The sequence below is a fragment of the Streptomyces sp. TRM64462 genome, from assembly GCF_013362995.1.
Taxonomy (GTDB): Bacteria; Actinomycetota; Actinomycetes; order Streptomycetales; family Streptomycetaceae; genus Streptomyces.
In genome coordinates this window covers 23,060-46,508 of the sequence record NZ_JABWDV010000345.1, presented here as the reverse complement: position 1 = coordinate 46,508, position 23,449 = coordinate 23,060, and the positions used below count along the sequence as shown (strand labels likewise).

The 23,449-nt window shown below is 72.8% G+C and carries 22 protein-coding genes; 10 read left to right on the top strand and 12 right to left on the bottom strand.

From position 1 onward, the window contains the following. Window positions 1-102 precede the first annotated feature (102 nt). The gene (locus HTZ82_RS18295; protein ID WP_175410481.1) at window positions 103-1,263 is read right to left on the bottom strand and encodes a glycerate kinase; all 1,161 of its coding nucleotides are present in this window, start codon (window positions 1,261-1,263) and stop codon (window positions 103-105) included. 112 nt (window positions 1,264-1,375) lie between these two features. Between HTZ82_RS18295 and HTZ82_RS18290 the strand changes: the two genes are divergently transcribed. Continuing rightward, a complete protein-coding gene (locus tag HTZ82_RS18290; protein ID WP_175410480.1) occupies window positions 1,376-3,112 on the top strand; it encodes a BCCT family transporter in 1,737 nt (578 codons plus the stop codon). A 24-nt stretch (window positions 3,113-3,136) separates the two neighbouring features. Continuing rightward, the gene (locus HTZ82_RS18285) at window positions 3,137-3,634 is read left to right on the top strand and encodes an NUDIX hydrolase (RefSeq protein WP_175410479.1); all 498 of its coding nucleotides are present in this window, start codon (window positions 3,137-3,139) and stop codon (window positions 3,632-3,634) included. Between the two features lie 9 nt (window positions 3,635-3,643). Here HTZ82_RS18285 and HTZ82_RS18280 read toward each other — a convergent pair whose 3' ends face one another. Next, window positions 3,644-3,847 carry a type II toxin-antitoxin system VapB family antitoxin gene (locus tag HTZ82_RS18280; protein WP_175410478.1) on the bottom strand — a complete coding sequence of 68 codons (204 nt, stop codon included), beginning with the start codon at window positions 3,845-3,847 and terminating at the stop codon, window positions 3,644-3,646. Between the two features lie 70 nt (window positions 3,848-3,917). Here HTZ82_RS18280 and HTZ82_RS18275 point away from each other — a divergent pair, with 70 nt between their 5' ends. Continuing rightward, the gene (locus HTZ82_RS18275; RefSeq protein ID WP_175410477.1) at window positions 3,918-4,634 is read left to right on the top strand and encodes a Sir2 family NAD-dependent protein deacetylase; all 717 of its coding nucleotides are present in this window, start codon (window positions 3,918-3,920) and stop codon (window positions 4,632-4,634) included. Here HTZ82_RS18275 and HTZ82_RS18270 read toward each other — a convergent pair. From HTZ82_RS18270 to HTZ82_RS18260, 3 genes are all read right to left on the bottom strand, one after another. Continuing rightward, window positions 4,631-5,167, bottom strand: coding sequence for a methylated-DNA--[protein]-cysteine S-methyltransferase (locus tag HTZ82_RS18270; RefSeq protein ID WP_175410476.1), 537 nt, complete (start codon window positions 5,165-5,167; stop codon window positions 4,631-4,633). The genes HTZ82_RS18275 and HTZ82_RS18270 overlap by 4 nt on opposite strands. Before the next feature lie 12 nt (window positions 5,168-5,179). Next, a complete protein-coding gene (locus HTZ82_RS18265) occupies window positions 5,180-6,655 on the bottom strand; it encodes an AlkA N-terminal domain-containing protein (RefSeq protein ID WP_175410475.1) in 1,476 nt (491 codons plus the stop codon). Between the two features lie 166 nt (window positions 6,656-6,821). Beyond that, complete coding sequence (locus HTZ82_RS18260; protein WP_175410474.1) at window positions 6,822-7,394, bottom strand: NAD(P)H-dependent oxidoreductase; 573 nt, start codon at window positions 7,392-7,394, stop codon at window positions 6,822-6,824. Window positions 7,395-7,518: 124 nt separating this feature from the next. On the opposite strand from HTZ82_RS18260, the gene HTZ82_RS18255 reads away from it, so the two are divergent. Beyond that, window positions 7,519-8,196: a TetR/AcrR family transcriptional regulator gene (locus HTZ82_RS18255; protein WP_175410473.1), complete on the top strand. Its 678-nt coding sequence runs from the start codon at window positions 7,519-7,521 to the stop codon at window positions 8,194-8,196. On the opposite strand, the gene HTZ82_RS18250 is transcribed toward HTZ82_RS18255, so the two are convergent. The 6 genes from HTZ82_RS18250 to HTZ82_RS18225 all read right to left on the bottom strand — a co-directional run bounded on the left by HTZ82_RS18250 (window position 8,158) and on the right by HTZ82_RS18225 (window position 14,750). After that, entirely contained in the window at window positions 8,158-9,585 is a 1,428-nt protein-coding gene (locus tag HTZ82_RS18250; RefSeq protein WP_175410472.1) for a BNR repeat-containing protein, read from the bottom strand. The two genes, HTZ82_RS18255 and HTZ82_RS18250, sit on opposite strands and share 39 nt — an antisense overlap. A gap of 10 nt (window positions 9,586-9,595) precedes the next feature. After that, window positions 9,596-9,916, bottom strand: a complete 321-nt coding sequence (locus HTZ82_RS18245; protein WP_175410471.1) for an L-rhamnose mutarotase — start codon at window positions 9,914-9,916, stop codon at window positions 9,596-9,598. 16 nt (window positions 9,917-9,932) lie between these two features. Beyond that, entirely contained in the window at window positions 9,933-11,018 is a 1,086-nt protein-coding gene (rhaS, locus tag HTZ82_RS18240; protein ID WP_175410470.1) for a rhamnose ABC transporter substrate-binding protein, read from the bottom strand. 110 nt (window positions 11,019-11,128) lie between these two features. Next, entirely contained in the window at window positions 11,129-12,172 is a 1,044-nt protein-coding gene (locus HTZ82_RS18235) for an ABC transporter permease (RefSeq protein WP_175410469.1), read from the bottom strand. Then, window positions 12,169-13,209, bottom strand: coding sequence for an ABC transporter permease (locus HTZ82_RS18230; protein WP_175410468.1), 1,041 nt, complete (start codon window positions 13,207-13,209; stop codon window positions 12,169-12,171). Before HTZ82_RS18230 ends, HTZ82_RS18235 begins: the two co-directional genes overlap by 4 nt. Continuing rightward, entirely contained in the window at window positions 13,206-14,750 is a 1,545-nt protein-coding gene (locus HTZ82_RS18225) for a sugar ABC transporter ATP-binding protein (RefSeq protein ID WP_175410467.1), read from the bottom strand. The genes HTZ82_RS18230 and HTZ82_RS18225 overlap by 4 nt, the downstream gene beginning before the upstream one ends. A gap of 240 nt (window positions 14,751-14,990) precedes the next feature. Here HTZ82_RS18225 and rhaI point away from each other — a divergent pair, with 240 nt between their 5' ends. The 6 genes from rhaI (at window position 14,991) to HTZ82_RS18195 (ending at window position 22,837) form a co-directional block, all read left to right on the top strand. Continuing rightward, window positions 14,991-16,160 (top strand): L-rhamnose isomerase, encoded by a 1,170-nt coding sequence (rhaI, locus tag HTZ82_RS18220; RefSeq protein WP_175410466.1) that lies wholly within the window; start codon window positions 14,991-14,993, stop codon window positions 16,158-16,160. Window positions 16,161-16,165: 5 nt separating this feature from the next. Further along, window positions 16,166-18,229, top strand: a complete 2,064-nt coding sequence (locus HTZ82_RS18215) for a bifunctional aldolase/short-chain dehydrogenase (protein ID WP_175410465.1) — start codon at window positions 16,166-16,168, stop codon at window positions 18,227-18,229. A gap of 177 nt (window positions 18,230-18,406) precedes the next feature. Then, a complete protein-coding gene (locus HTZ82_RS18210) occupies window positions 18,407-19,927 on the top strand; it encodes a rhamnulokinase family protein (RefSeq protein ID WP_175410464.1) in 1,521 nt (506 codons plus the stop codon). Then, window positions 19,918-20,673 (top strand): (Fe-S)-binding protein, encoded by a 756-nt coding sequence (locus HTZ82_RS18205; RefSeq protein ID WP_175410463.1) that lies wholly within the window; start codon window positions 19,918-19,920, stop codon window positions 20,671-20,673. The genes HTZ82_RS18210 and HTZ82_RS18205 overlap by 10 nt, the downstream gene beginning before the upstream one ends. Then, complete coding sequence (locus HTZ82_RS18200) at window positions 20,670-22,151, top strand: LutB/LldF family L-lactate oxidation iron-sulfur protein (protein ID WP_175410462.1); 1,482 nt, start codon at window positions 20,670-20,672, stop codon at window positions 22,149-22,151. Before HTZ82_RS18205 ends, HTZ82_RS18200 begins: the two co-directional genes overlap by 4 nt. Beyond that, entirely contained in the window at window positions 22,148-22,837 is a 690-nt protein-coding gene (locus tag HTZ82_RS18195) for a lactate utilization protein C (RefSeq protein WP_175410461.1), read from the top strand. Before HTZ82_RS18200 ends, HTZ82_RS18195 begins: the two co-directional genes overlap by 4 nt. On the opposite strand, the gene HTZ82_RS18190 is transcribed toward HTZ82_RS18195, so the two are convergent. Continuing rightward, window positions 22,813-23,280: a GNAT family N-acetyltransferase gene (locus HTZ82_RS18190; RefSeq protein WP_175410460.1), complete on the bottom strand. Its 468-nt coding sequence runs from the start codon at window positions 23,278-23,280 to the stop codon at window positions 22,813-22,815. The genes HTZ82_RS18195 and HTZ82_RS18190 overlap by 25 nt on opposite strands. Window positions 23,281-23,449 lie beyond the last annotated feature (169 nt).

The window sequence follows — 23,449 nt, the reverse complement described above, 5'->3', positions numbered from 1 at the left end:
GCGGAACGGCCCCAGCGGGCCCGAGCGATCCCCGCTCACGCACCGGGGTGGGCCCTCCGGGCCGGAAGCACGCGTCAGCGCTGGGGCCCGGCGGCTGGCGGGTCAGCGCAGGAAGTCGCGGGCGATGTTCGCTGCTGCTCGTTCCAGGAGGGGGCCCGCTTCCGCCATGCACCTGGCCGGGTCCGGCTCCAGCTCCGTGAGGGCGTACGCACGCCGGATCCCGGCGCGCCCCAGGGCCTCCGGCGGGAGGGCCAGGCGGCCGCAGACCGCCACGACCTCGATCCCGGCCGCGCGGGCCGCCGCCGCGACGCCCGCCGGGGCCTTGCCGTGGAGGGTCTGCTCGTCGAGGGAGCCCTCGCCGGTGATGACGAGCGTCGCGCGGTCCAGGGCCTCGGTGAAGCCGAGGATGTCCAGCATCAGCTCGATGCCGGGGCGGAAGCTCGCGCCCAGGCCGACCAGCGCGCCGTACCCGATGCCGCCCGCGCCGCCCGCGCCGGGCGACGCCGCGGCCTCGGCAGCACGCGGGCCGATGGCGTTCTCCAGGACCTTCGCGTAGTGGGACAGGGCGGCGTCCAGGACGGCCACGTCCTCCGGGCTCGCGCCCTTCTGGGGGCCGAACACCGCCGGGGCGCCCTTCGGGCCCGTCAGCGGGTTGTCGACGTCGCTGGCGAGCACCACGTCCACGTCCGGGAGCCGCGGGTCCAGGCCCGACAGGTCCGCCGTGGCCAGGTCGCGCAGCCCGCCGCCGCCCGGGCCGACCGGCTCGCCCGACGCGTCGAGGAGGCGGGCGCCCAGCGCGGCCAGCATCCCTGCGCCGCCGTCGGTCGTGGCGCTGCCGCCGACGCCGAAGACGATCGTGCGGGCGCCCGCGTCGAGCGCGGCCCGCAGCAGCTCGCCGGAGCCGTACGTGGTGGCCGTCAGGGGTGCGAGGACGCCGTCGGGGAGCAGGCTCAGGCCCGACGCCTCGGCCATCTCCACGACCGCCGTGCCGTCACGCAGCGCGAACGCCGCCGTGACCGGTTCGCCCAGCGGGCCCGTCACGCGCACCTCACGCCGTTCGAACCCGGCCGCGACGGCGGCCGCGACGGTGCCGTCGCCGCCGTCGGCGACCGGCAGGGCCTCCACGTCGACACCGGGGACGACATGGCGGAGCCCGGCTCTCACCCGCTCGGCCACCTGCACGGCCGTGAGCGACCCTTTGAACTTGTCGGCCGCCACCAGCACATGCTGCCGTGCGGCCTCAGTAACTGCTCCGTCCGTCACCTTGCATCCCTTGCTATCGAACAGGCAGTCGCGCCAGGGCCGACCCTATCCGCACGGTCAGACGGCGTGCCACCCCCTGATGTGCCGAGTTTTCGCACCATAGTGGGGCGTCATGAGCATGGAACCGATCGATCAGCCCCCTCCGGGCGCCCCCGCGAGCCACCCGCTGGAGGCCCGGCCCGACCACAAGGTCGTCGGGATCGGGGTGACCGCCGTCGCGGCGGTGGTCCTGTGGGCGTGGCTGGGCAAGGAATCCTTCGACAGCGCCTCGTCCAACGGGCTGGCCTGGGTCCTGGCCAACTTCGGCTGGCTGTTCGTGGTCGCCGCGGACATCTTCCTGGTGCTCTGCCTGGTGATCGCGTTCAGCCGGTTCGGACGGATCAGGCTGGGCCTGGACGATTCGGAGCCCGAGTTCGGGAACCTCGCGTGGATCGCGATGATGTTCAGCGCCGGCATGGGCATCGGCCTGATGTTCTACGGGGTCGGGGAGCCGCTCACGCACTTTCTGAGCCCGCCGCCGGCGAGCGGGGTGCGGGCCGAGTCGTCCGAGGCGGCCCGTACGGCGATGGAGTACTCGTTCTTCCACTGGACGCTCACGCCGTGGGCGATCTACGGCATCGCGGGCCTGGCCCTGGCGTACGCGGGCTTCCGCAAGGGCCGCGGGAACCGGCTGAGCGCCGCGTTCGTGCCGCTCATCGGGGCGCGCAGGGCCGTGTCGTGGCAGGGCAAGGTGATCGACCTGCTGGCCGTGTTCGCGACGGTCTTCGGCACGGCGACCAGCCTGGGCCTGGGCGCGCTCCAGGTGGCGGAGGGCCTCGATCTGACCGCCGGGGTCACGGCTGACCTGTCGACGGAGCTGATCATCATCGCGGTGCTGTCCGGGGCGTTCGTGCTGTCGGCGTTCTCCGGGCTGCACCGGGGCATCAAATGGCTGTCGACGCTGAACATCATCCTGGCGGCGACGCTGATGGTGTTCGTGTTCCTGGTCGGGCCGACCGTGTACGTGCTGGACTCGATCCCGGCGTCGATCGGCGGCTATCTGGAGAACCTGCTGCCCATGGCGAGCCGTACGGGCGCGTTCTCGGACCCGGCGTGGCTGGGCTCCTGGACGGTCTTCTACTGGGCGTGGTGGCTGTCGTGGGCGCCGTTCGTGGGCACGTTCATCGCGCGGATCTCGCACGGCCGCACGGTGCGGGAGTTCCTCATCGGGGTGCTGCTGGTGCCGAGCGGGGCGACGGTCGTCTGGTTCTGCGTGATGGGCGGTTCGGCGCTGCGCCTGCAGTCGACGGGCGCCGCGGACCTCGCGGACGCGGTGCAGGACGGCGCTGAGGCGTCGCTGTTCGCGATGCTGGACTCGCTGCCGATCGGGGCGGTCACGTCGTTCGTGGCGATGGTGCTGGTGATGACGTACTTCGTGACGAGCGCCGACTCGGCGTCGCTGGTGATGGGCTCGCTGACCAGCCGGGGCGCGCTGCATCCGCCGACGTGGCTGGTGGTGGTGTGGGGCGCGCTGATGGCGTCGGTCGCGGCGGTGCTGCTGGTGGTCGGCGGGCTGAACTCGCTGCAGACGGCGACGATCCTGGTGGCGCTGCCGTTCGTGGTGGTCATGCTCGGTCTGTGCTGGGCGCTGGTGACGGAGCTGCGGGAGGACCCGGGGGCGGGCCCGGCGCGGCTGCACGCGCTGCACGGGCTGCGGGACGTCGTACGGACGATGGTCGGCGACGCGGTCACGGAGGCCGCCCCGGCCCGCCACCACCGGCTGCGGCGGGCGGCGCGGGCGCGTACGGAGGGCGAGTCGGAGGGCGACGGGAGCGGCGGCGGAAGCGGCGGCGGCGAGGGGACGTTCTGACGAGGGGCGTTCTAGGGTGGCGGGGTGACCACCTCTGACTACGCCACGTACATCGCCGGTCTGCCCAAGGTGCTCGCCGGTGCGGCCACGCTGCTGCGCGACGCGGAGGGCCGCGTCCTGCTCGTGGAGCCCAACTACCGTGAGGGGTGGGCGCTTCCGGGCGGCACCATCGAGTCCGACGCCGGGGAGACGCCGCGGCAGGCGGCCCGCCGCGAGACCCTGGAGGAGATCGGCCTCGACGTGGAGCCGGGCGCCCTGCTCGCCGTCGACTGGGTGCTGGGCACCGGGCGGCCGCCGATCGTGGCGTACGTGTACGACGGCGGTGTCCTCGACGGCGCGGCGTTCCGCGCCATCCGCCTCCAGGAGGCGGAGCTCGTGTCGTGGAAGCTGGTGGACCGCGAGGACATCCCCGCGTATCTGCTGGGCGCCCTGGGCCGCCGCGTCCTGGCCGCCCTGGACGCCCTGGCGGCCGGCGGCGGTCCGGTCGAGCTGGAGGACGGCCGCCGCCCGGCGGGCCGCTGAGGGGTCGGGTCAGGCCTCGTGGTCGGGGGGCTTGATCTCCCGTGTGCGGTGGGAGTCGTCGGCCGGGGAGGTCGCGCGGGACTCCGTGCGGTGGCCGCGGGCGATGTAGTCGCGGAGGACCAGTTCGACGGCGTCCTGCGGGTTGCCGACGCCCGCGAGGACCATGACCTCCACGACGAGTTCGGCGTCGAGACCGACGTTCACCTTGGCCATGGCGTGGACCTTACAGGTCGGTGCGGATATCCGTTCGCCGCTCGGCGGAACCGCTGCGTACGCTCGGCGCATGACGTTGGTCGCGATCCTCAGCGGTGCCGGTATCTCGACCGACTCCGGCATCAGTGACTACCGGGGCCCGAACGGGCTGTGGCGGCGCGACCCGGAGGCCGAGAAGCTCGTCACGTACGCGTACTACATGGCCGACCCGGACATCCGGCGCAGGTCGTGGCGGATGCGGCTGGACGGTCCGGTGCTGCGTGCCGAGCCGAACGCCGCGCACCGGGCGGTGGCGGAGCTGGAGCGGACCGACGGGTTCGCCGTGCGGGTGCTGACGCAGAACGTGGACGGGCTGCACCAGCTCGCCGGGATGCCGCCGCGCAAGGTGCTCGAACTGCACGGTACGGCACGGGCCGTGGTGTGTACGGGGTGCCGTGCCCGCTCGTCGATGGCGGAGGCGCTGGAGCGGGTCGTGGCGGGTGAGCCGGACCCGGCGTGCACGGCGTGCGGCGGGATCCTGAAGTCCGCGACGGTGATGTTCGGGGAGCGGCTCGACCCGGTGGTGCTGGGCGAGGCCATGGGCATCGCGAAGGCGGCCGAGGTGTTCGTCGCGGTCGGCTCGTCGCTCCAGGTGCAGCCGGCCGCGTCCCTCGCCGGGATCGCGGCCGAGCACGGCGCGCGGCTGGTCATCGTGAACGCCGAGCCGACGCCGTACGACGGGCTCGCGGACGAGGTGGTGCGCGAGCCGATCGGCACGGCGCTGCCCGCCTTGCTGAAGCGGCTTTAGAACAGGGTGTCGGCCGGTGCCTTCGCGCCGCTTTCGAGGCCTTCGCTGCCTTTGAAGGCTTCGATGCCTTCGAAGGCGAGGAGGCGGCGTTTGCGGTCGAGGCCGCCGCCGTAGCCGGTGAGGCCGCCGCTCGCGCCGATGACGCGGTGGCACGGGACGATGATGCCGACCGGGTTGCGGCCGTTGGCGAGGCCGACCGCGCGGGACGCGGCCGGGTTGCCCAGGGCCTCGGCCAGTTCTCCGTACGTGCGCGTCTCGCCGTACGGGATGGTCCTGAGCTGCTCCCAGACGCGGCGCTGGAACGGGGTGCCGTCGAGGTGGAGGGGCAGGTCGAAGTCGGTGCGCTCGCGCGCGTGGTAGGCGTCGAGCTGGCGGACGGCCTCGGTGAAGGGGCGGGGGTCGGGGGTGCCGAAGGTCTCCTCGGGGGGCCGGTGGCGCTGCCCGGTCATGTAGAGGCCGCTGAGGACGCCGTCGGTGGCGACGAGGGTGAGCGGGCCGTACGGGCTGTCGACGACCGTGTGGTTCCTGATCATGGCGGGCCTTCCTCAGGCGGGCAGGTGGTTGATGGGGTGGCTGTCCGTGGCCCACAGGTACTGGACGGCGTACGCGCGCCACGGGCGCCAGCCGGCGGCGTTCGCGGTGAGCGCGGCCGGGGTCGCGGGCAGGCCGAGTGCGGTGGCCGCGCGGCGGACGCCGAGGTCGCCGGGGAGGAACGCGTCGGGGTCGCCGAGTGCGCGCATGGCGATGACCTCGACGGTCCAGGGGCCGAAGCCGGGCAGGGCGAGGAGCCGGCCGCGGGCGTCGTCCCAGTCGCTGTCGGGGCCGAGCTTCACGGAGCCGTCGGCGAGTGCGGCGACCAGGGTGGTGAGCGTGGTGCGGCGGGTGCGGGGCAGGGCCAGGGCTTCCGGGTCGAGGCCGGCCAGCGCGTCGGGCGTGGGGAACAGGTGGGTGAGCCCGCCCTCGGGGTCGTCGACGGGGGTGCCGTGCGCGGTGACGAGGCGGCCGGCGTGGGTGCGGGCGGCGGCCGTGGAGACCTGCTGGCCGAGCACGGCCCGTACGGCGAACTCGGCGGCGTCGACGGTGCGCGGCACGCGGCGGCCGGGCGCGCGGTCGACGAGCGGGGCGAGGTGCGGGTCGGTGCGGAGCTGTCCGTCGACGGCGACGGGGTCGGCGTCGAGGTCGAGGAGCCAGCGGCAGCGGCTGATGGCGTGGGTGAGGTCGCGCGGGTCGGTGAGGTGGAGGCGGCACGCGATGTGGCCGGTGGCCGGGGCGAGGGCGACGATGCCGTGCCCGTACGGGAGGGTGAGCGTGCGGCGGTAGGAGCCGTCGCGCCACTCCTCGACGCCGGGTACGGCGGTGGCGGCGAGGTGGCCGAACAGGTTGGACGGGTTGAGGGGCGTGCGGTACGGGAGGCGGAGGCTGATCGTGCCGGGGGTCGCCGCGGGGCGGGCGGCGCCGCGGTGCGCCCGGGTCCGGAGTTCGCCGGGGGCGAGCGCGAAGACCTCCCGTACCGTCTCGTTGAAGGCGCGGACGGACGAGAACCCGGCGGCGAACGCCACGTCGGCGAGGGGCAGGGACGTCGTCTCGATGAGGACGCGGGCGGTCTGGGCGCGCTGCGCGCGGGCCAGGGCGAGCGGTCCGGCGCCGAGTTCGGCGCGGAGCTGGCGTTCGATCTGGCGGGTCGAGTAGCCGAGCCGGGCGGCGAGGCCGGGGACGCCCTCGCGGTCGACGACGCCGTCGCGGATGAGCCGCATGGCGCGGGCGACGGTGTCGGCGCGGGCGTTCCACTCGGGCGAGCCGGGGCTGGTGTCGGGGCGGCAGCGCTTGCAGGCGCGGAACCCGGCCTGCTGGCAGGCGGCGGCGCTCGGGTAGAAGACCATGTTCTGCGGCTTGGGCGGCACGACCGGGCAGCTGGGGCGGCAGTAGATGCGGGTGGTGAGGACGGCGGTGAAGAACCAGCCGTCGAAGCGGGCGTCCTTGGACTGGACGGCCCGTACGCAGCGCTCGGTGTCGGTGTGCATGGTTCCAGCATCGGTGACCGGGCCGGGGGCTCGCTGGCGGAAATCCGACATGAACCTCGCGCTGCCTGCGGCTGCGTCCCGAACCGCGAGGCCCCTGGGCAGCGGTCGGCCCCCTCGCCCCTGACGAGGGGTGAGGGGGCCGGGTGCGGCCGGCGGGGGGCCGGTGTCAGGCCGTGGCGGCCTGGGCCGGGGTCTCCGCGGCGGCCTTCAGGCCGTTCAGGACGGCGGACAGGCCCGTGATGACCTCGGCGTCGTCCGCCGGGTGGGTCTCGGCGAAGCGCGTGACGGAACCGGGGATGGCGAGCTCCACGCCTTCGAGGACCGTGCCGCCGGCCACGCCCGCGGCCTTGCGGGCCTCGGCCTGCGCCCAGGCGCCGCCGTACTGGCCGAAGGCGGTGCCGATCACGGCGACCGGCTTGCCGGCGATGGCACCGGCGCCGTAGGGGCGGGACAGCCAGTCGATGGCGTTCTTCAGGACCGCCGGCATGGTGCCGTTGTACTCCGGCACGACCAGCAGGAAGGCGTCGGCCTGCGCACCCGCGGCGCGCAGCCGGGCGGCGGCCTCGGGCAGGGCCGCCTCGGTGTCGATGTCCTCGTTGTAGAAGGGCAGGTCGGCGAGGCCCTCGAACAGCTCGACGGTGGCGCCCTCGGGCGCGATGCCGACGGCGGCCTCGGCGAGCTGGCGGTTGTGGGAGCCGGCGCGGAGGCTGCCGACGAGAGCGACGATACGAGCGGACATGGTGACTCCTACGAGGTAGGCCGCGGGGAGCGGGGGTGCGTAACCGGACCGAGGTCCGTTGAAAGTTGTACCAGCTAAACGGACTCCGGTCCACTTTCATTCCCCGCGGCGGTACGCTGCTTCCATGACCTCCTCTCCGCTGCCGCACGGACGTACGGAGCTGTCCCTCTCCCCCGCCGGGGCGCAGCCGCAGCTCCGGGCCGACGCCGCCCGCAACCGCGCCCGCCTCCTGGAGGCCGCCGCGCGGCTGGCCGCCGAGCAGGGCGCGGCCCACCTGACCATGGAGGCCGTCGCCTGCGCCGCCCAGGTCGGCAAGGGCACGGTGTTCCGCCGCTTCGGCGACCGCGCGGGGCTGCTCCTGGCCCTCCTGGACCACCAGGAGCAGCAGTTCCAGGCCGCCTTCATGGCAGGGCCCGCCCCGCTCGGGCCCGGTGCGCCCGCCGCCGAGCGGCTGCACGCGTTCGGGCCCGCCGCGCTGCGCCACGAGCACGAGCACCGCGACCTGTACCTGGCGGCCGCCCAGCCGGACCCCGCGCGGCGGCATGCCGTCCCGGCCCGTGTCGTACGGCGTACGCACCTCGTCGCACTGCTGCGGCAGGCGGGCAGCGAGGCCGATGTCGAGCTGGCCGCCGAGATCCTGCTCGGCTACCTCGACATCGGCCTCGTACAGCATCTGCTCACCCGGCGTGGCATGTCCCTGGAGCGGCTGGAGGACGGCTGGCACGACCTCGTCGCCCGGCTGCTGCCCGCCGGCTCCCGGCCGTCAGCGGGGCAGCGCGAAGTCGATCACGTGGATCGGTGACGGTGTCGTCCCGCCGGACTTCTCCTGGTACATGATCGACAGCACGTCGTCCTGCCGTACCCGGGTCTCGTCGACGACGACCTCCCCGAAGGCGTTGAGGCCGCTGCCGTCGAACAGCACCTTCCAGTCGGTGTAGCCGGACGCCTTCGATGCGCCGACGATCCGGCCGAACGGCATGATCGCGTAGGCGTTGTCGTACTTGTCGAGGATCAGCCTGGTCCGCTGGCTGGAGTTGAGCGGTACGGGGATCTCGGTCTTGCGCCAGGCGCCGGTGCCGATGTCCTTGCGGACGTGGAAGGCGCGCCCGTTGGCGGTGCGGTCGTCGACGTAGTTCGTGGTGCACTGGCCGAAGCGGCCGGGCACGTACGAGATGATCGCGTGCGGCCGGTTCGCGGAGTCGGTGGCCTGGCTCTCCTGGTTCATGAGCGAGTGGTCGGGGTTGAGCGGGTCCACGACGAGTCCGGTGTCGTTGACGGAGACCCGGTCGGAGCCGCCGGTCGTGCCGACCACCGTCCCCGCCGCGTTGCGCCAGGTGCGGCCGCGGTCGGTGGAGTGGACGTAGCCGGTGTCGTGGTTGCTGATGCCGCCGCCGTGGCACATCACGGCGCCGTTCTGCTCGCGCCAGGTGAAGAAGGCGTGCAGGGTGCCGTCGGCGCTGTAGTCGATGCCGTGCAGGTACATGTTCCGGGCGGTGCTGGAGCCGTGCTCACTCCGGTACGTGCCGGTGGAGCTGGTCCACTCGCCGAGCGCGGTCCAGCGGGTGCCGTCGTACTCGGCGAGCGCGTTGCGGCCGTTGCCGGACACGGCGACGCGGTAGCTGAGCTGGAGGCGGCCCTCGGGCGTGGCGACGAACTGCGGGTAGGTGAACCGGGAGGTGAGCCCGAGGCCGTCGAGGGTGGTCTGGACGGGGCCGAACTGGCTCGCGGTCCAGGCCCGGCCGCCCGGGTTGTCGAGCAGGCCCGCGGTCGACTTCACGTAGAAGAAGGCGTCGCTGTGCGAGTCCATGGTGAGGTGGAGCCGCCCGTCGATCCGTGACACGCCCATGGAGATGACGTTGTGCGAGTCGTTGTAGCGCAGCTTGTGGCCGACCGTGACGGTCTGCCAGGTGGTGGAGCCGAGGGCGCGGCGGGCCACGACGGCGTTGCGGTCGGCGGTGTACCAGGCGGCGTACTGGTAGCCCTTGTAGGTGAGGAGCCCGTTCTTCTGGAACGAGTTGTTGTTGACGAGGCCGTTGTACGACACGAAGTAGAGGGCCTGGGAGTCGAGGCGGGTGTCGTTGATCCGGCTGACCGCCGGGGCGGGGTCTGCCGCGTTCGCGGTGCCGGTCGTCAGCGACGCGGCGGAGAGCAGGGCGGTGGCCATGGCCGCGGCGGCCGGGGATCGTCTCATGGGCATGCTCCTAGGCGAGGTGGAACACTTCGGTGAGGGGGCGCATCGCCTCGTCGGGTCCGGCCCCGTCGAGCGCTTCGAAGAAGTCGGACATCTCGGCCTGCCAGCGGGCGTTGACCTCGGTACCGGCCATGGCCGCCCGGGCCCGGTCGAAGTCCTCGGTCTCCAGGTAGCCGACGAGCAGGCCGTCGTCGCGGAGGAAGAGGGAGTAGTTGTGCCATCCGGCGGCGGAGAGCGCCGCGAGCATCTCGGGCCACACGGCCGCGTGCCGCTCGCGGTACTCCGCCAGCCGGTCCTGACGCACCTTCAGCAGGAAGCAGACGCGCTGCACGGGTACGGTCCGCCCCTCAGAAGTCGAACTCGTCGACGTTGTTCCTGTCGAAGACGGCCGGCGGGCCGAGGACGACCTCGCCGTCCTTGCCGATGGTGTACTCGCCGAGCCTCCCGGCCGTGAACTTCTCGCCCTCGGCGCCGGTGATCTGCCCGGACGCCAGGGCGGCGGCCGCGTAGGCGCCGAGGTAGCCGAGGTCCTTCGGGTTCCACAGGGCGAACTGCTCGACGGTGCCGTCCTTGACGTACTTGCGCATCTGGTTGGGCGTGCCGAGACCGTTGACGACGACCTTGCCCTTGTACGAGGACGAGCTGATGTAGCGGGCGGCCGCGGCGATGCCGACGGTGGTGGGCGAGATGATGCCCTTCAGGTTCGGGTACGCCTTGAGGAGGCCCTGGGTCTCCTGGAAGGACTTCTGGTCGTCGTCGTCCCCGTAGGCGACCTTGACCAGCTTCATGTCCTTGTACTCGGGCTTGGTGAGCTCGTCCTTCATGAACTCGATCCAGGTGTTCTGGTTGGTCGCGTTCTGGGTGGCCGAGAGGATCGCGATCTCGCCCTTGTGGCCGAGCTGCTTCGCGATGCTGCGGACCTGGCTGCGGCCGATCTCCTCGGAGCTTGCCTGGTTGATGAAGAGCTGGCGGCAGTCCTTGGCGGTGTCGGAGTCGTAGGCGACGACCTTGATGTCCTGCTTCATCGCGTTCTTGAGGGGCGTGCAGACCGCGTTGGGGTCGTTGGCCGCGATGAGGACGGCGTCCTGGCGCTGCTGGATGAGCGTGTTGATGTACGACACCTGGGAGGAGGCGCTGGCGTCGGAGGGGCCGACCTCCTTGCCGGTGGCGCCGAACTCCTTGGCGGCCTCGATGCCGGCCTCGTCGACGATCTTCTCGTACGGGTTGTTGATCTGCTTGGGCAGGAAGGCGAGCTTCAGGCCCTTCTTCAGTTCGGCGTCGGGGTTGGCCGTGGCGCCGGACGCCGTGCCGGCGGAGTCGTTCCGCGCGGAGTCCTTGGTGGTGCCGGAGCAGCCGGTGAGGGCGAGGGCCAGGGAGCAGAGGGCCGAGGTGGCCACGAGGGTGCCGCGGCGGGTGCGGGAACGGAGGTGCATGAGGGGTGCTGCCTTTCCTGTGCGGTGCGTGGTGGCGCGGAGAGAGCGCGGGGCGGGTCCGGGGAGCGGGGGGCCGGGGCGGGTCCGGGGTGGGCCCGGGGCGCCCGGGGTCAGGTGGCCGCCGCTCGGCGTCGGCGGCGTTCCGAGACCACCGCGATGACGCGGGGCGTCAGGACCGACGCGATCAGGAGGACTCCGGTGACGACGACCTGGACCTCGCTGGAGATGTCGTTCAGCGTGAGCAGGTTGCGGAGGAGTCCGATGAGCAGGACACCGGCGACCGCGCCGCCCAGGGTGCCCTTGCCGCCGTCGAAGTCGATGCCGCCCAGCAGGACGGAGGCGATGACGACGAGTTCGAGGCCGAAGCCGTTGTCGGCGCGGGCGCTGCCGTAGCGGAGGGTGAAGACGATCCCCGCGAAGGACGCCACCGTCCCGGACAGCACGAACAGCGCCAGCTTGATGCGCTTGACCCGGATGCCGGCGAAGTACGCCGCGTCCTCCTGCGCGCCGATGGCGAACAGGGAGCGCCCGAAGCCCGTGCAGTGCAGCGCCACGGCGGCGAGCACCGCGAGCACCGCGAACAGCGCGACCGGGTACGGCAGGAACGTGCCGGGCACGGTCTCGGTGTACGTGGCCCACCGGGCGTACGTCTCGGGGAAGTCGGCGACGGCCTTGGTGCCGAGGACCACGGACGCCAGGCCCCGGAAGAGGGCGAGGGTGCCGATGGTGACGGCGAGGGACGGCAGCCCGACCCGGGTCACGAGCCAGCCGTTCAGCAGGCCGCCGAGCGCGCCGACCAGCAGACAGACCGGCACGATCAGCTCGAAGGCCCAGCCGGAGTCCCACAGGGCGCCCGCGAGCGCGCTGGACAGGCCCAGCATGGACGCGACGGACAGGTCCACCTGCCCGGCGACGACCAGCAGGACCATCGGCAGGGCGATCAGCGCGACCTCGGCGATGTCGTTGAGGGCGGCCGACAGGTTGCCGGTGCTGGAGAAGCCGTCGGTGGTGCCGGTTCCGACGAGGAAGACGGCGACCAGGAGGACGCCGACGACGCTGTCCCAGCGCAGGAACCTGGCGAGGGAGGCCTTCGAGGCGGAGGTTGAGGAGGTGGTCGGCGTGTTCGGGGTGGTCGGGGTGGTGGACGTGGTCATCGCCTGTTCCTCTTCCGCAGGGCGTTGGTGGTGCGGACCTGCACGACGCGGTCGGCGGTGATGGCGAGGATCAGCAGGGCGCCGGTGATGGCCTGCTCCCAGAACGGGTCGACCTTGAGGACGACGAGGGCGCCGGAGATCGTCGTGAGGAGGAGGGCGCCGAGCGCCGCGCCCCACACCGAGCCGGTGCCGCCCGTGATGGCCACGCCGCCGACGACGACCGCGCTGACCACGGTGAGCTCCCAGCCACTGGCCGCGCCGGCCACGACGGTGCCGAAGCGGGCCAGCCACAGGGCGCCCGCGAGACCGGCGACGGCGCCCGAGAAGACGTACGCGGCGAGGACGCGGCGCCGGATCGGGATGCCCGCGAGCCGGGCGGCCTCCGGGCTGGACCCGATGGCGTACAGCTCGCGGCCGCTGCGGTAGGTGCGCAGGAAGTACGCGGTGGCGGCGAGGACCAGGGCGGCGATCAGCGGCAGGTACGGGATGCCGAGGACGCTGCCGCTGCCGAGGGTGAGCACCGGTTCGGGCAGGTTGACGGCGTTGATCTGGCCGCCGTCCGCGAGGGCGTAGTCGACGCCCTGGAGGACGTACAGCATGCCGAGGGTGACGACGAGCGCGGGCACCTTGCCGATGCTGACGAGCGCTCCGCTGACCACGCCGCACAGGGCGCCGACGGCGATGCCGAGCAGCATCGTGGCGACCGGCCCGTGGCTGCTGCCCGAGACGAAGTCGCCGCAGGTGAAGGCGGTGAGGCCGACGACCGAACCGACCGACAGGTCGATGTTGCGGGTGACCACGACGACGGACTGGCCGACGGCGAGCAGCACCAGGATCGAGGCGTTGAGGAGCAGGTCCTTGACGCCCTGGCCGTCCAGGAAGGACGGGTTGGCGATCCAGGTGCCGAGGATCAGGAGGACGAGCGCGCCGCCGATGCTGATCTCGCGGGCCCGGAAGACCGTGTCGGCCAGGCCGCGGGCGTCGCCGCGTCGCTCGGGGGCGGCTGTGGCGGGCGGCTCGTCGAGGGCGGTGGTCACGCGGCCGCCTCCTTTCCGGTTCCTGTTCCTGCGGGCGTACGGCCGGTCGCCGCCGCCATCACGGACTCCTCGGTGGCCTCGTCGCGGGGTATCTCCGCGACGAGCCGGCCCTCGTGCATGACGAGGACGCGGTCGGCCATGCCGAGGACCTCGGGGAGGTCGGAGGAGACCATCAGGACGGCGAGGCCCTCGGCGGCGAGGGAGGACAGCAGCCGGTGCACCTCGGCCTTCGTCCCGACGTCGATGCCGCGGGTGGGCTCGTCGACGATGAGCACGGACGGCTCGGTGGCCAGCCACTTGGCGAGCACGACCTTCTGCTGGTTGCCGCCGGAGAGCACGCCGACGCTGTCGGAGAGCGCGTTGAACTTGAGCTGGAGGCGGACCGCCCAGTCGGCGGCGCGTCCCCGCTCCAGGGCCCGGCGGACGAGTCCGCCCTTGCCGAGCCGGTCGAGGCCGGTGAGGCCGATGTTGCGTTCGATGGACATCTCCATGACCAGTCCGCGCTGGCGCCGGTCCTCGGGGACCAGGGCGATGCCGGCGTCCATGGCCGCGGTGGGCGAGCCGGCGGGCAGCGTCGTACCGCCGACCCGTACCTCGCCGGCGTCGGCGCGGTCGACGCCGAAGACGGCCTGGACCACCTCGCTGCGCCCCGCCCCGACGAGTCCCGCGAGGGCGACGATCTCGCCGCGCCGTACGTCGAAGGAGACATCGCGGAAGACGCCCTCGCGGGTGAGGCGGCGTACGGACAGGGCGGTCTCGCCGATCTCCGCCGGCTGCTTGGGGTACAGCTCGTCGAGGTCGCGGCCGACCATCCGGCGGACGAGGTCGTCCTCGGTGAGCCCGTCGAGGGGCTCGGAGGAGATCCAGCGGCCGTCGCGCAGGGTGGTGACGCGCCGGCAGAGCCGGAAGATCTCCTCCAGGCGGTGCGAGATGAAGAGGACGGCGGCGCCCTCGGCGCGCAGCGCGTCGACGACGGAGAAGAGGCGGGCGGTCTCGCTGCCGGTGAGGGCGGCGGTCGGCTCGTCCATGATGAGGACGCGGGCGTCGAAGGAGAGCGCCTTGGCGATCTCGACGATCTGCTGGTCCGCGATGGACAGACCGCGCGCGGGCCTGTCGGGTGCGAGGTCGACGCCGAGGCGGGCCATCAGCCCGGCCGTGGCGGCGTGCACGGCCTTGCGGTCGATGCGGCCCAGCGCTCTCCGGGGCTGGCGGCCCATGAAGATGTTCTCGGCGATGGAGAGGTCCGGGAAGAGCGTCGGCTCCTGGTAGATCACCGCGATGCCCGCGTCCCGCGCGTCGGCGGGGCTGTGGAACTCCACGGGGACGCCGTCGAGCAGCACCTGCCCGGTGTCGGGCCGGTGCACTCCGGCGAGGGTCTTGATGAGCGTGGACTTTCCGGCGCCGTTCTCCCCCGCGAGGGCGTGCGCCTCGCCTGGGAAGAGCTGCAGGGACACGTCCTGCAGGGCCCGTACGGCGCCGAAGGACTTGGAGACGTCCGTCAGGGCCAGTACGGGGGCCGGGCCCACGTCGGGCTGGTTCATGGAGAGCTCCTCAACGGCGGTGGCGGTCGGGCCCCTCACGCCGTGAAAGGTTTCAACGAGGTTTCCCGGAAGCTAGACGTGCCGATACGACAACGTCAATGGGTCACCCCCTCAAACTTTCAACCTTTGGTCGTTTCGTGATGTGAACCGGGATCATGGCGGTCACGCGCCCTTGACAGGTACGGCGGGCGCCCATAGCTTCACGCCAATGAAACGATTCATTAATCAGGAGCGCTGACGATGACGAGCCGATCCGACGTCTCCGCTGTGAAGGCAGCCCTGCGGGCCCAGGCCATCGAGACACCGTCCTGGGCGTACGGGAACTCGGGGACCCGCTTCAAGGTGTTCGCACAGGCCGGTGTCCCGCGCACCCCTCAGGAGAAGCTGGACGACGCGGCCCGCGTCCACCAGCACACCGGGGCCGCGCCGACCGTCGCGCTGCACATCCCCTGGGACAGGGTCGACGACTACGCGGCCCTCGCCCGGCACGCCGAGGAGCGCGGCCTGAGGCTCGGGACGATCAACTCCAACGTCTTCCAGGACGACGACTACAGGCTCGGCAGCGTCTGCCACCCCGACGCGAAGGTCCGCCGCAAGGCCCTGGACCATCTGCTGGAGTGCGTCGACATCATGGACGCCACCGGCTCCCGCGACCTGAAGCTGTGGTTCTCGGACGGTACGAACTACCCCGGCCAGGACGACATCCGCGCCCGCCAGGACCGGCTCGCCGAGGCCCTCGCCGCCGTGTACGAGCGGCTCGGCGACGACCAGCGGATGCTGCTGGAGTACAAGTTCTTCGAGCCGGCCTTCTACACGACGGACGTCCCCGACTGGGGCACGGCGTACGCGCACTGCCTGAAGCTCGGCGAGAAGGCGCGCGTCGTCGTCGACACCGGCCACCACGCGCCCGGCACCAACATCGAGTTCATCGTGGCGCTGCTGCTGCGCGAGGGGAAGCTCGGCGGCTTCGACTTCAACTCGCGCTTCTACGCCGACGACGACCTCATGGTGGGCGCCGCCGACCCGTTCCAGCTGTTCCGGATCATGTACGAGGTGGTACGGGGCGGGGGCTTCGGCGCCGACGTGGCGTTCATGCTCGACCAGTGCCACAACATCGAGGCGAAGATACCGGCGATCATCCGCTCCGTGATGAACGTCCAGGAGGCCACCGCCAAGGCGCTGCTGGTGGACGCCGACGCCCTGTCCGCCGCGCAGGCAGCCGGCGACGTCCTCGCCGCCAACGCCGTCCTGATGGACGCGTACAACACCGATGTCCGTCCGCTGCTCGCCGAGGTGCGCGACGAGCTGGGCATCGACCCGGACCCGATCGCGGCCTACCACCGCTCGGGCTGGGCGCAGCAGATCGTCGACGAGCGCGTGGGCGGGACCCAGGCCGGATGGGGAGCGTGAAGGTCATGGCAGAGTGGCAGCGACAGCGACAGCGACAGCACGAAGCGGTGAAGGACCTGCTGGAGCGTTCGAACCGGCTGGGCGCCGACCCCCGCAACACCAACTACGCGGGCGGCAACACCTCGGCCAAGGGCACCGCGAGCGATCCGGTGACCGGCGGCGACGTCGAGCTGATGTGGGTGAAGGGCTCCGGCGGCGACCTCGGCACGCTGAGGGAGTCCGGTCTCGCGGCCCTGCGCCTGGACCGGCTGCGGGCGCTGACCGGCGTGTACCCGGGTGTGGAGCGCGAGGACGAGATGGTCGCCGCGTTCGACTACTGCCTCCACGGCAAGGGCGGCGCCGCCCCCTCGATCGACACCGCCATGCACGGCCTGGTCGACGCCGCCCACGTCGACCACCTCCACCCGGACTCGGGCATCGCCCTGGCCTGCGCCGCCGACGGCGAGAAGCTGACCGCCGAGTGCTTCGGCGACAAGGTGGTGTGGGTGCCGTGGCGGCGGCCCGGCTTCCAGCTCGGCCTGGACATCGCCGCCGTGAAGGAGGCCAACCCGCAGGCGATCGGCTGCGTCCTGGGCGGACACGGCATCACGGCGTGGGGCGCCACCAGCGAGGAGTGCGAGGCCAACTCCCTCTCCATCATCCGCACGGCGGAGACGTTCCTCGCGCAGCACGGCAGGCCCGAGCCGTTCGGCCCGGTCCTGGAGGGGTACGAGTCGCTGCCGGCGGACGCGCGCCGGGAACGGGCGGCCGCGCTCGCCCCGTACATCCGGGCGATCGCGTCCGCGGACCGGCCCCAGGTCGGCCACTTCAACGACGCCGAAGCCGTCCTGGACTTCGTCTCACGCGCCGAGCACCCGCGCCTCGCGGCCCTCGGCACGTCCTGCCCGGACCACTTCCTCCGTACGAAGGTCAGGCCCCTGGTCCTGGACCTGCCGCCGTCCGCGCCCCTGGAGGAGGCCGTGGCGCGCCTCAAGGCGCTGCATGTCGCCTACCGCGACGAGTACCGCGCGTACTACGAACGGCACGCCGCGCCCGACTCGCCCGCGATGCGCGGCGCCGACCCGGCGATCGTGCTGGTGCCGGGCGTCGGCATGTTCTCGTACGGCAAGGACAAGCAGACCGCGCGCGTGGCGGGCGAGTTCTACGTCAACGCCGTCAACGTCATGCGCGGCGCGGAGGCCGTGTCGTCGTACGCGCCGATCGAGGAGCGGGAGAAGTTCCGCATCGAGTACTGGGAGCTGGAGGAGGCGAAGCTGCGGCGCATGCCGAAGCCGAAGCCGCTGGCGGCGAGGATCGCGCTGGTGACGGGCGCGGGCTCCGGCATCGGCCGGGCCATCGCGCGGCGGCTCGTCGCCGAGGGCGCGTGCGTGGTCGTCGCCGACCTGAACGCGGAGAACGCGGCGGCCGTCGCGGACGAGCTCGGCGGGCCCGACCGGGCGGTGGCCGTCACCGTGGACGTCACGAGCGAGGAGCAGATCGCTGCGGCGTTCCGCGCGGCGCTGCTGGCGTTCGGCGGCGTGGACCTGGTGGTGAACAACGCCGGCGTCTCCGTGTCCAAGCCGCTCCTGGAGACGTCGGCCCGCGACTGGGACCTCCAGCACGACATCATGGCGCGCGGTTCCTTCCTGGTGTCCCGGGAGGCGGCGCGGGTGATGATCGCGCAGGGCGTGGGCGGCGACATCGTGTACATCGCGTCCAAGAACGGTGTCTTCGCGGGGCCCAACAACGTCGCGTACGGCGCGACGAAGGCCGACCAGGCGCACCAGGTGCGGCTGCTCGCCGCCGAACTGGGCGAGCACGGCATCCGCGTCAACGGCGTCAACCCGGACGGTGTGGTGCGCGGCTCCGGGATCTTCGCGGGCGGCTGGGGGGCGCAGCGGGCGGCGGTGTACGGCGTGGAGGAGGAGAAGCTGGGCGAGTTCTACGCCCAGCGGACGCTGCTGAAGCGGGAGGTGCTGCCGGAGCACGTCGCGAACGCGGTGTTCGCCCTGACGGGCGGGGAGCTCACGCACACGACGGGCCTCCACATTCCGGTGGACGCGGGCGTGGCGGCGGCGTTCCTGCGCTGATTCATCCCCCACCCCGCCCCTTCCCGAATCGGGGGCTCCGCCCCCGAACCCCCGCTCCTCAAACGCCGGAGGGGCTCAATGCGAGCCCGTCCGGCGATTGAGGACAAGCGCCGTCCAGGCGCGATACGGGCGTCCGGGGGCGGAGCCCCCGGTTGACCACCACCCACCGAGGACCCCATGCCATCCACCTTCGCCGCCGTCGACCTCGGCGCATCCAGCGGGCGCGTCATACTCGCCCGCGTCACCCCGGACACCCTGGAGATCGAGGAGGTCCACCGCTTCCCCAACCGGCCCGTCCGGGTCGCCGGGGCCCTGCACTGGGACATCCTGGCCCTGTACCGCGGCGTCCTGGACGGCCTGCGGGCGGCGGGTGCCGCCGCGGGGGGCCGGCTCGACGGGGTCGGGGTCGACAGCTGGGCCGTCGACCACGGGCTCCTCGACGCCACGGGCGCCCTCCTCGGCAACCCCGTCCACTACCGCGACGCCCGCACCGACGGCACCGCCGAGAAGGTCGCCGCCGTGCTTCCGCCCGATGAGCTGTACGCGGCGACCGGGCTTCAGCACCTGCCGTTCAACACCGTGTACCAGTTGGTCGCCGCCCAGGGCACGCCCCAGTTCGCGGCGGCGCGGCGCGCCCTGCTGATCCCGGACCTCATCGCGTACTGGCTCACGGGCGAGGCGGGTACGGAGATCACGAACGCGTCGACGACGCAGCTCCTCGATCCGCGTACCCGCGACTGGTCCCCCACCGTGGCCGCCCGGCTCGGGATCGACGTCGGTCTGTTCCCGCCGCTCCGCGGGCCCGGGGATCCCGCCGGGCTGCTGCTGCCCCACGTCCTGGCCGAGACGGGGCTCGAAGGCCCGGTCCCGGTGACGGCCGTCGGGTCGCACGACACGGCGTCGGCGGTCGTCGGGGTCCCGGCGGCCGGGGACGACTTCGCGTACATCGCGACCGGCACCTGGTCGCTCGCCGGGGTCGAGCTGGACGCGCCGGTCCTCACCGAGGCGTCCCGCGCCGCGAACTTCACCAACGAGCTGGGCGTGGACGGCACCGTCCGCTACCTCCGCAACATCATGGGCCTGTGGCTGCTCCAGGAGTGCCTGCGCGCCTGGGAGGCGCAGGGCCGCCCGCAGGATCTCGACGCTCTCCTCGCCGGGGCCGCGGAGGCCGAGCCGCTCCGTTCGGTCGTCGACGCGGGCGACCCCGCCTTCCTGGCCCCGGACGACATGCCGCGCCGTATCGCGGACGCGTGCGCCCGCACCGGGCAGCCGGTGCCGCGCACCCCGGCCGAGTTCACGCGCTGTGTCCTGGACTCCCTCGCGCTGGCGCACCGCCGGGCCGTCGACGAGGCGCGGCGGCTGTCGGGCCGGTCCGTCGGCACCGTGCACATCGTCGGCGGCGGCGCGTACAACGCGCTGCTCTGCCGGCTGACGGCGGACGCGACCGGCCTGCCGGTCGTCGCGGGCCCCGCGGAGGCGGCCGCCCTCGGCAACGTCCTGGTCCAGGCGCGCGCGGCCGGCGTGATCGGCGGGGGCCTGCCGGAGCTGCGGGCGCTGCTCCGCGCGACGCAGCCGCTGCGGTACTACGATCCGTCAGGCGGCCGTGCGGCCTGGGACGAGGCCGCGTCCCGGATCGCGGAGCGGACAGAGCAGCGGACGGAGCGGCAGACGGAGAAGGAGGACGAGACGTGCGCGTAGCCCTCTTCGTCACCTGCGTCAACGACACCCTCTTCCCCCGCACCGGGCAGGCCGTGGTCCGGCTGCTGGAGCGCCTCGGCGTCGACGTCGACTTCCCCGCGGCGCAGAGCTGCTGCGGCCAGCCCCAGTTCAACACCGGCTACCGCCACGAGACCGAGCCGCTCGTACGGCGTTTCGACGCGGCCTTCGAGGGCTACGACTACGTGGTCACGCCCTCCGGATCCTGCGCCGCCATGGTCCGCGACAACTACCCGCGCATCGGCGCGAAGGCCGCGGCCGAGCACCGTGGCCGTGAGCTGGCCGACGCGGCCGCGCGGGCCGTGCCCCGGACGTTCGAGCTGACCGAGTTCCTCGTCGACGTCCTCGGTGTGACGGACGTCGGCGCGTACTTCCCGCACACGGTCACGTACCACCCGACCTGTCACGGGCTGCGGGTGCTGGGCCTGCGGGACCGGCCGCGCCGGCTCCTGGAGCGGGTCGGGGGCCTGGAGCTGCGGGAGCTGCCGGGCGCCGACGAGTGCTGCGGCTTCGGCGGCACGTTCGCCGTGAAGAACGCGGACGTGTCGGCGGCGATGGGCGCGGACAAGGTGCGCGCCATCCGGGCCACCGGCGCCGACATGGTGTGCACGGTCGACAACTCGTGTCTGCTGCACATCGGCGGGACGCTCGCCCGGCAGGGCGCGGCGGTCCGTCCCGTGCACCTGGCGGAGATCCTCGCCTCGACCGAGCAGGAGCCCTACGTATGAGCGGCGACCCCCGGACGTATCTCGGCATGCCCGCCTTCCCGAAGGCCGCGCACGACGCCGTGCGGAACCCGACGCTGCGCGGCAATCTGCGGCACGCCACGCACACCATCCGCGACAAGCGGGCGAAGGCCGTCGCCGAGCTGGCGGACTGGCAGGAGTTGCGCGCCGCCGGCAAGGCCGTCAAGGACCGGACGCTCCGTCACCTCGACCACTATCTGGTGCAGTTGGAGGAGGCGGTCACGGCGGCGGGCGGCACGGTCCACTGGGCCGCCGACGCGGACGAGGCGAACCGGATCGTCACGTATCTGGTGAAGGCGACCGGGGAGCGCGAGGTCGTCAAGGTCAAGTCGATGGCGACGCAGGAGATCGGCCTCAACGAGGCGCTGGAGGCCGAGGGCATCCGCGCGTACGAGACGGATCTGGCGGAGCTGATCGTCCAGTTGGGCGAGGACCGCCCGTCGCACATCCTGGTCCCGGCGATCCACCGCAACCGGGGCGAGATCCGCGACATCTTCCGCGAGGAGATGGGCCGTTGGGGCCGCCCGGCGCCGGACGGGCTCACGGAGACCCCGGCGGAGCTGGCGGAGGCGGCACGGCTGCATCTGCGGGAGAAGTTCCTGCGCGCCAAGGTGGGCGTCTCGGGCGCCAACTTCATGGTGGCGGAGACCGGCACGCTGGTGGTCGTGGAGTCCGAGGGCAACGGCCGTATGTGCCTGACCCTCCCCGAGACGCTGATCTCGGTCGTGGGGATCGAGAAGGTGGTGCCGACGTGGCAGGACCTGGAGGTGTTCCTCCAGTTGCTCCCCCGGTCGTCGACGGCGGAGCGGATGAACCCGTACACGAGTACGTGGACGGGGACGACGGACTCCGACGGCCCGCAGGACTTCCACCTGGTGCTGCTGGACAACGGGCGCACGGACACCCTGGCCGACGGGGTGGGCCGGCAGGCGCTGCGCTGCATCCGCTGCTCGGCCTGTCTGAACGTCTGCCCGGTGTACGAGCGGGCCGGCGGCCACGCGTACGGCTCCGTCTACCCGGGCCCGATCGGCGCGATCCTCACGCCGCAGCTGCGCGGCACGGCCGGCGAGGTCGACGCCTCGCTCCCGTACGCGTCGTCGCTGTGCGGGGCCTGCTACGAGGTGTGCCCCGTGGCCATCGACATCCCGGAGGTGCTGGTGCATCTGCGGGAGCGGGTGGTGCAGGGCGGCGAGGTGACGAGGAACGGTACGAAGGTCACGCTGCGGCCCGCGAAGGGGCACGCGGCGGAGCGTGCGGCGATGCGTGCGGCCCGCTGGGCCCTGGACCACCCGGCGGCGCTGCGGGCCGGGCAGCGACTGGCGTCCCGCACCCGCCGCCTGCACCCGGAGCGGCTCCCGGGTCCGGGGCGGGCGTGGACGGACACGCGGGCGCTTCCGGAGGTGCCGGAGGAGTCGTTCCGTGACTGGTGGCAGCGCACAAGAGGAGGCGACGGCCGATGAATTCCGGCTACTCCGGCAGGGATCGTGTCCTCGCGCGGATCCGCCGTGCCCTGGCGGACGTGCCGAGGGCCGAGCGCCCGGCGGACGCGCCCGTGGAGCGCGCGTACCTCCGTGTCCACGGCGACAGGACCACGGACGAGACGGCCGAACTCCTGGCCGGGAACCTCGCCGACTACCGGGCCCTGGTGCACCGCGCCACGGAGGACGAGCTGCCGGGGCTGCTGGCCCGGCAGCTCGCCGCGCGTGGCGCACGCTCGGTGCTGGTCCCGCCGGGGCTGCCGCACGCGTGGACGGCCGCCGTGGACGCGACGCTGGTCCACGACCTGGCGGGGAGCACCGCGCGTGAGCTGGACGCGGTGGACAGCGTCGTCACGGGCTGCGCGGTGGCGATCGCGGAGACCGGCACGATCGTGCTGGACGGCGGGCCCGACCAGGGCAGGCGCCGTATCACTCTCGTACCGGACCACCACGTCTGCGTGGTCCGGGTCCCGGACCAGGTCGTCGACTCGGTGCCGCAGGCCCTGGAACGCCTCGACCCGCGCCGCCCGTTGACGTGGATCTCCGGCCCTTCGGCGACGAGCGACATCGAACTGGACCGGGTGGAGGGCGTCCACGGCCCGAGGACCCTGGAGGTGGTCCTGGTCCGGGCTCCGGCTCCGGCTCAGCCGGCCGCGGCGGTCCAGTGATAGGTGACGTCGGGTTCGTTCTCCTCGTTGCGGCCGCCGTCGTCGAACGTGCCGGCGGTGAAGCCGTGCCGCTCGTAGAAGGCGCGGGCGGCGTCGTTGCGCTGGAAGACGTGCAGCGAAAGCTCGTGCGGTGACGCCGCCCGTACGGCCGCGAGGAGCGCGGTGCCGATGCCCCGGCGCCGTACGTCCGGCCGCAGGTAGAGGTGGTCGAGCACGGTGCCGTCGAGCGCCGCGAACCCGACGACGCCGGCCGGTCCTTCGCCCTGCTCGGCCACCCACACGGCACAGCCCGGCAGCACGACGGCCTCGATCCAGGCGCGGGTCTCCTCGTCGCTGTGCAGACGCGGCAGGTACGGCATGGCGGCGGCGCGCGACGCCAGGAACACGCGCGTGATCGCCTCCGCGTCGGCGGCCCGTGCCCTGCGAATGCGTACGTCTGTCATGTTCCGGCTTCCCCCTGTACCGATCCCCTCGATCAACCGATCCCCTCGATCAACTGATCAACTGATCAACTGATCAACTGCGACCCTACCCGGGTCCGGCACCCGTCCGCCCGGAGATTTGTCACGCCCCGTACACTGCACGGCCGCTGCTCACACCGACCACAGCACG